Origin of the sequence: Victivallis sp., assembly GCF_048170485.1 — a bacterium.
Taxonomy (GTDB): domain Bacteria; phylum Verrucomicrobiota; class Lentisphaeria; order Victivallales; family Victivallaceae; genus Victivallis.
On record NZ_DBEXAY010000220.1, the window covers coordinates 1 to 7077 of the forward strand.

General features: G+C 60.6%; 4 protein-coding genes. All 4 read right to left on the reverse strand.

What is annotated here, in order from left to right; all coding sequences use genetic code 11:
- Positions 1-33: 33 nt before the first annotated feature.
- A complete protein-coding gene (locus ACMLHG_RS11430; protein WP_417170580.1) occupies positions 34-2745 on the reverse strand; it encodes an FAD-dependent oxidoreductase in 2712 nt (903 codons plus the stop codon).
- Between the two features lie 281 nt (positions 2746-3026).
- Positions 3027-3836 (reverse strand): TrmH family RNA methyltransferase, encoded by an 810-nt coding sequence (locus tag ACMLHG_RS11435; RefSeq protein WP_294437292.1) that lies wholly within the window; start codon positions 3834-3836, stop codon positions 3027-3029.
- A 74-nt stretch (positions 3837-3910) separates the two neighbouring features.
- Complete coding sequence (locus ACMLHG_RS11440; RefSeq protein ID WP_417170581.1) at positions 3911-5977, reverse strand: beta-galactosidase; 2067 nt, start codon at positions 5975-5977, stop codon at positions 3911-3913.
- Positions 5978-6113: 136 nt separating this feature from the next.
- Positions 6114-7077 (reverse strand): dihydrodipicolinate synthase family protein (locus ACMLHG_RS11445; RefSeq protein WP_417170582.1); only part of this gene is annotated, 964 nt, incomplete at its 5' end.

Sequence of the window (7077 nt, forward strand, 5' to 3'; positions counted from 1 at the left end):
TCTGCTTTACAAGCCTCCCGGAACGTTTCTGGTTCAACATTCCGCCTCCGGGCCGGGCCACGCCGCGGAATCCACCGGCTCAGTCCTCCCCTCCCCCTGCAACGCATAGAGCGCGTAATATCCCTGCATCCCGTCGGCATAGGCGGCAAGGATTTCATCCGCCTTCGCGGAATTCGGGCAGCAGGCCTTGAGCGCTTTCGCAAGATAAAGCTCTTTCAGCTGGCTGTTCCGAACCGAGGTGTCGTTACGTTCCGCCCGGTTGGAATCCAGCGCGTCCTGCAGAGTTCTTACCGCATGTCCCGTCACTCCAGGAAGATCCAGCAGGCGTTCCAGTTCCGGAACAGCCCGTGCATCCGGATGACGCATCAGCGCCATACTGATCGCGCGAATATGGGAAAATGCATGGTCGGAGGTCAGACTCCGGAGTTTATCCAGAACCAGATCCACCTCTCCACCGATCTGCGAAAGCGCCATAAGCAGACTGTCCAGTTCACTGAGGGAGCGACCGAATTGCCCCATCCCCGTGTAATTCCAACCTTGATCCCAGTCGCGGGAGGCGATTGCCTGCTCCAGAAGCGTCCGTCCGGAGGAATCCCCGAGAAACGCCAGTATGTGGGCGGTATGAAGATCCGGTTTTTCCGCGAACCGCCGACGCAACTGCGGCAGGGCCTTTGCCGGGTCGAGGAAGATGGAGGCCAGCTCATAGTGGCTGTCGTCAGGCGCGATTGTACCGATGGAATCGTACTCGGCAAGAACGGATTCCGGTAAAATCCCCTTGTCAACCAGTTTTCGCTGAAGAAGTTTCAGATCAAGTGCGCGCAACAGAGTATCCGACGCGGCAGACATGGCGCAGGCGAGTCCGGCGGCATACCCCTGATTCTGAACATCCGGCTGCATGCGGATCAACGGCATGCAGTCGCGATGAGCACTGACTCCGAGCCCCGTGACCAGAATGCCTTCCAGACCGCGCGGCAGAAGTGCACGGAAGGGGACTTTGGCATAATAGGGCTGATGTTCGGTCGGTTTGAGCATGAACATCGGATGCAGAATAAATCCATGGGTATCGAAGTTGCTCATGGCGATGGTGATGGTGTCGTCATACATCCGGTTGGCAAAAAAATCCTGAGGCTGAAGAACAATCTCCCCTATGATGCGCCGCCGTTCCCGCGTATCGAGCAGTTGCGTGCCGTCGAATGCGTCCCGGAACTTGTCGTGTGACATGGTGAATGCTCTGGTGGCATCCACGACGTCCGAATCGCAGATGAACGTGAAGTCGGAATTCGCATAACTGACATTCAATGAGCTCTCCGGCAATCCCGCGCCCTGAACGGCGACCTCGTCGGTAACCAGCGGAGCAGTTTCCGCTCCGGCCGCGGCAGCGAGATCGGCGTTCCCGGTGGCGTCGACGGCCGCTTTTGCGAAAATGATTCCCGTTCCGCACGGACCGGAGACCACCGCGCCGCAGACCCGGTTCTCTTTGACGGCTGCTGCGACGACCATGGTTTCGAAAAGCAGCAGGACACCGGCGTCATCCGCCTGCTCCAGAAGCCACTGGCGTTTCCACTGCGTGTTGGTCTGCCCGCGTTCCACATCGAAGTCGGGGTGGTCGCCCATACGGAAAATTCCCTGATCCATCTCCTTTGTAAAGCCGACCCGGTTTCCGAACCAGTAGGTCCCGATGCGGCCGGCGGTGCAGGTGCCGCCGAGAACATCCAGAGTCTCCGTGCAGATCGTTTCCGCACCGGCTCGCGCCGCGCTGATTGCGGCGGCGGCGCCGCCGGTTCCTCCGCCGGCGACCAGGACGTCGCAGTTTGCCAGTTCCGGAAGCGTGTTGAGATCAAAATCAACCGTCTCGCAATCCTGAAACCGGAAAAATTTATCTTTTCGAACAATGTCGTACGCCCCATTTCGCGATCGGGCGTGAAAACACTCCGGTTTTCCCGGTCTGCACTGTTTGAGCAGTTCCGCAATCTCCTCCACGCTGCTCCTGGCGGCCTCCGCAATCGGGCAGGCCGGCGTTGGCCGATAGCACTCCGCGAGACCGTCGCCGAGATGGAACCGGCAGCGATCAGCGATTTCCACGGTATCCGGATGCCACACGGCGCGCCGGATCGCCACGGCGGCTCTGGCGAGAGCGGCTGGCGAGTTCTCCCGGAATTCGATCTCTTTCGTAACCCGGACCACCGGATACTCTTTCCCGCCGTCGGCAACCGTCCCCTCACAGGGATGGATCCACAGGTCGGGACGGCAGGCGACCTCCCCGATAACGTTCAGATCGACCGGGTAAACTCCCGGCTGAAACGGCAGGAATGGAGCACCGGCGAGACGCAGAACCAGCGAGCGGTCCGTCGCATCCAGAATCACTTTCGCCGCAATGATCTGAAACCCGCTCCGGTTCGCCACAAGCATTCCGGCGGGAATCCCGTTCCTGTCATACACAATCTGAACGGGATGAGTTTGAAAAAGATAGTCGATCCCCGCGTCGATGAATTTCCGGTCGAGAGTGTGTTTGATCTTCATCGGCAGCAAACTGTCGCCAGTCCCGAAGAGTTCGCGATATTCCCTGCCCTTCGGGGCAAAAAGATCGAGGGTCGAGCAGAGATCCTCGCCGAAATAACTGAATGGAGTAATGCAGAAAACCCGGAACCCCTGCTGTTTGAGTTTCCATGCCGTCGCGACGGCGTGGAGAGTGCCGCCGACAAGCAGAAGATCCACATGGTGAATGATCGGAGACTGGAGAATCATAATCCACCTCGGTTGAGATTTCTTTTGTGTTGTCAATATACATCCGGCAGGCGAATTTTAAATGTATTCCCATGACAAAAAAATGGATTTTTCTGACAATACGGCATCCAGCAAAACTGACATGCCGACCCCCAAAAGCCGAGTTTTCTCCTGATCAAACTTGTCAGGACAATGAAATGACCGGGAAATACCTGCAGAAAATTGACAGACAGACCTCGTTCCTGCACGTGGTGCGACAAGTTGAAAATTGCAGGACGCACCCCGGTGAAACGCCCCTCGGTTCACCGGTTCCAGTTTCGCTGGCGCGCGGCTTCGTAGAGCAGAATTGTCGTGGCGGTGGCGACATTGAGGGAGTCGATCTTCCCCAGCATCGGAATCCGCACCGGCAGATCGGAGTGTTTCATCCAGAGTTCCGTAAGCCCGGTCTGCTCGGTCCCCACCACAATCGCAATCGACTGCGTCATATCGACGTCGGTGTAGATCGTGTCGGTGTGAGGCGTCGCGGCCAGAGTCCGGATGCCGTTTCGCTTCAGCCAGTCGTAGGCCTCCTGATTTTCCGCCTCCGCCAGCGGCACCGAAAAGAGCGCCCCGGTGCTGGCGCGGATCACGTTCGGATTGTAGAGGTCGGTGCATTTGTTGCAGATGATGAAGCCATCCACTCCGGCGGCGTCGGCACTGCGGAGCATCGAACCGAGATTGCCCGGTTTCTCCACCGCTTCCGCGACCAGATAGAGACCGTTCGGGCGAAGCGGCAGATCCGCCAGCGTATGGCGCTTCATCTTCGCGATGGCGATCAACCCCTCCGGCCGTTCGCGGTAGGCCATCTTCTCGAGCAGAAACGGCGCCACCTGCACCACCCGGACCCCCTCGTTCGCCAGCGCCTCAAGCAGCGGGAACTCGTTGCTCCCCAGAAAGTGTTCCGGCGAGAAAAAACACTCCACCAGCTCCATGCCGTATTCGCGGGCACGGGTGAGTTCCCGATACCCCTCCAGCACCGTAAGCTGCTCCTTTTCCCGCGGGCGGCGGTCGCGCAGTTTGATGACATGCTTGATCGAATCGTTCTGAGCGCTGGTGATCTTGATGAAGTCCATAGTAGTGAAAATCCGGAGTTGAATGATGCTTTTTTACATAACATAGCATCATCCGCCCCGGATTTCCACCGCGGTCACGGCTCCGCCAGCACCGCAATCCGGAACTGCCCCGGCTCCACGACGAGTTTCCCTTTCCGGATCTCGTACTCGCGGCCGGTGAAAAGTTCGACGGCATGGCCGGAACGGAAATATTCTCCGCCGATCCGCAGTTCGGCCGTCGGCGTCTTCGGCGGGAAGAAGACGAAGAGCAGACTCTTCCCCTCGCTCTCTCCGTATTTGAGGTAGAGAAAATTCTCCGGTTCCGGCGCGGGCGAAATCACCTCGATCGCCGGAGCCGCCCCCGCCTGCCGGACCAGATCGCGGATCATCCGCTCGAAATCGGCATAGGGCGCGCGCCGGTAGGCGTTGCCGAGATAGGTGCCACAATAGACGATACGGCCGCGGCCGAACTCCCGCACGGCGAAAAATTCACCCGGCGCGGCTCCGGCCGGGGGCGTGAGCCACTGATCCGCCTGCAACCGGTAGCTGAATCCGGCGATCTCTACCGGAATCCACGCTTCCTCCAGCGTGCGGCGGCCGATTTCAGTCACGCCGGCCGGAGCGGTGAAGCGCTCTTCGGGATAGCGGTAGAATCCGGCGGAGGAGAAGGCCCCGACTTCGGATTCGGTGAAGAGCACGCCCCCTTCCCGGACGAAATCGAGCAACGCCTCCTCCTGCTCCGGATCCAGAACCGGTACCCGGGGCAGGAAAAGGATCCTGCACTCCCGGAACGATTCCGTGCGGGTCGCCTCCAGGAACCGGCAGGGGATGGAATTGCGGGTCAATGCGCGGGCGTATCCGGTCAGAGAATCCCGCATTCTTGCAGCGTTCGCCTCCTGCGCCCAGTCGAGGAAATAGCTCTGCGGCGAAAAGAGGATGCCGACCTCGGCGGGTGCGGGGCGGTAGTGGTTGAAACGTGCGGCATGTTTCTCCCACAGTCCGCCGGTGACCTTCATCGCGTCGAGCCGTTCAGCGGCGAATCCGTCGTTGCCGTTGAGGCCGAATCCGCTCGACTCCCGCCCGAACACCTCGTCGCGCCAGCACCAGATCAGCAGAGTGTCGGCGCCGGACGCGAGGCCGTTCCACAGCCAGCGCTGCTGCTGACTGGCGCGGACCTTGCCGTAAATTTCAAATCCGATCGCGGCGCGGCCGCCCTGAAGTTCGCTCAGCCAGAGCTTCTTCTTCCCGGCAGCGGAACGGACCATATCGATGCGCATGCCGAAGTCGGCGTCGTCGATGCCGGCCCATTGCGGGAAACTGGAACAGCCGATGCCGTCCAGCACCTCGGCCAGCGCCCAGTCGTTGCCTCGGTTGATCGCGAACTCGGTGGGACAGCCCGCCATCAGCGGACAGGGTTCGGCGGCATGGGCGGTGACCGCGTGCACCGGGTCAACCTGTTTGAGAATTTCGTACCGTTTGCGGGCATGATTCGCCGCCCGGGCGCAGATGAACTCCTGAAATGCGATCATCTCCGTATAGGGGAGGTCCGGGCCGCGGCCGGGATCGACGTCGGCCCAGTCGGCGTAACGCCGCTTCCACGCCGCATTGAGTCCGTCGAGAGAGCCGAAACGCTCCTTCAGCCAGCTCCGGAAGGCTGCCAGCGTGTGTTCACAGTAACAGACCGGCGCGTCGGCGTGGACATTCCAGCGGAGTTCGTTCCACACATCCCAGCCGCGCAGATGGCTGAGCCCGGCATAGCGTTTTCCGGTCGTTTCGAGGAAGCGGGCCATCCGGCGCCACACCTCGGGGTGGTCGGTACAGCCTCCGGGCGTAAGACCGAAGTGATGTTCACAGCGCGCCACCGAACGGATGCGGTTGCCGCGGTTGTCGACCAGTTCGCAGTTCGGCACCACGCGGTGGATCCAGTTGGGCTGGATCTCGGCGATGGTGCTCAGCACGAGGCCGAGGTGATGCTTTTCCGCCAATTCGACAAGGCGGTCGTAATCGTCGTAGACGAAACGGTCGGGAGTGGCTTCCACCCAGCCCCAGCTGATCCAGAGCTGGACGGTATTGAGGCCGCTTTCGCGGATTTTGCGGAAGTCCTCCTCCCAGTATTTTTCATTGGGGAAAGGTGCGCGATAGTACTGCACGCCGAGATTCATGGCCGAACCCTCCTTCTGTCGGTGGAACCGGCCGAATCCGGTTCCCCTCGTAGCCGTTTTGGAGTTACTATAGGCGCATTTTTCCTGTCGTCAACCTGTTTTTTAGCGGAAAACGGTACTTTTTTATCGCAAGCAATCAATGACCTGAACACCAGGGAGCATCGACAAGCGGCAGGGCGGGAAAAGCGAGCTGATTTTGAATCACCCCGAGCCGGGCAAGTTCATACTTGAGACCGCGAATCACCCCCGGAGTGCCGGGCGCAGTGGCGTAGAAGCGGCCGAGTTCGACGATCTCTTTCTGCAGAGCGTCGATGCGCTCCGGCGCTGCCCCTTCCCGCACCGCACGGCAGAGAGCGGCGAAGAGTTCGGGGCGGAGGTTCGCGCCGCCGTTGACGCCGCCGTCGCCGCCCATCCGCAGTGCCGCAAGCGTCAGATGTTCGGGCCCGATGAGAAGCGAGAAATCCGGCCGCCCCCCGAGAAGCGTGACGGCGCGGCGGAAGGCGTCGAGGTCGCCGGAGCTGTCCTTGTATCCGGCGATGTTCTCTCTTCCGGCAAGTTTCACGGCCAGTTCCGGCGTCACATTCACCCGGGTGAGAGCGGGCATGTTGTAGAGAAAAAGCGGCAGGCCGATCTCCCCCGCCAGCCGTTCATAGTAGACCAGCAACTCCTTCTCTGAAGCGGGCAGATAGCAGGGCGGAGCCGCCACCACCGCCGAAACACCGCTCCGTGCGGCGAACTTCCCCGCCTCGATCGCCTCGACGCCGGAGGCTCCGGAGATTCCGGCCAGCAGCGGCACCGCTCCGGCCGCCGCCTCGACGGCGGTCTCGATGAATTCACACCGGGCATGCAGGGAGAGAGCCGGCCCCTCCCCGGTCGAGCCGAGCAGGAAAACGGCGTCGACGCCCCCTTCGATCACCCGGCGCACCATCCGGCAGGTTCCGGCGCGGTCGATGGTTTCCGGGGTGGCCAACGGAGTGATGAGCGGTACGATGATTCCCTGAAGTTTCCGGTTCTGCATTCTTTCGGTCTCCTTGTTCTGTTTCCGGTCAATATAACCGGCGACGACTTCGGCGGCAATGTTTTTCAACGAAAAAGAATGA

What these genes read in the sequence shown, in the direction of transcription:
- ACMLHG_RS11440 (WP_417170581.1), bottom strand. Translation starts at nt 5,977, where the DNA reads ATGAATCTCGGCGTGCAGTACTATCGCGCACCTTTCCCCAATGAAAAA.
- ACMLHG_RS11435 (WP_294437292.1), bottom strand. Translation starts at nt 3,836, where the DNA reads ATGGACTTCATCAAGATCACCAGCGCTCAGAACGATTCGATCAAGCAT.
- ACMLHG_RS11430 (WP_417170580.1), bottom strand. Translation starts at nt 2,745, where the DNA reads ATGATTCTCCAGTCTCCGATCATTCACCATGTGGATCTTCTGCTTGTC.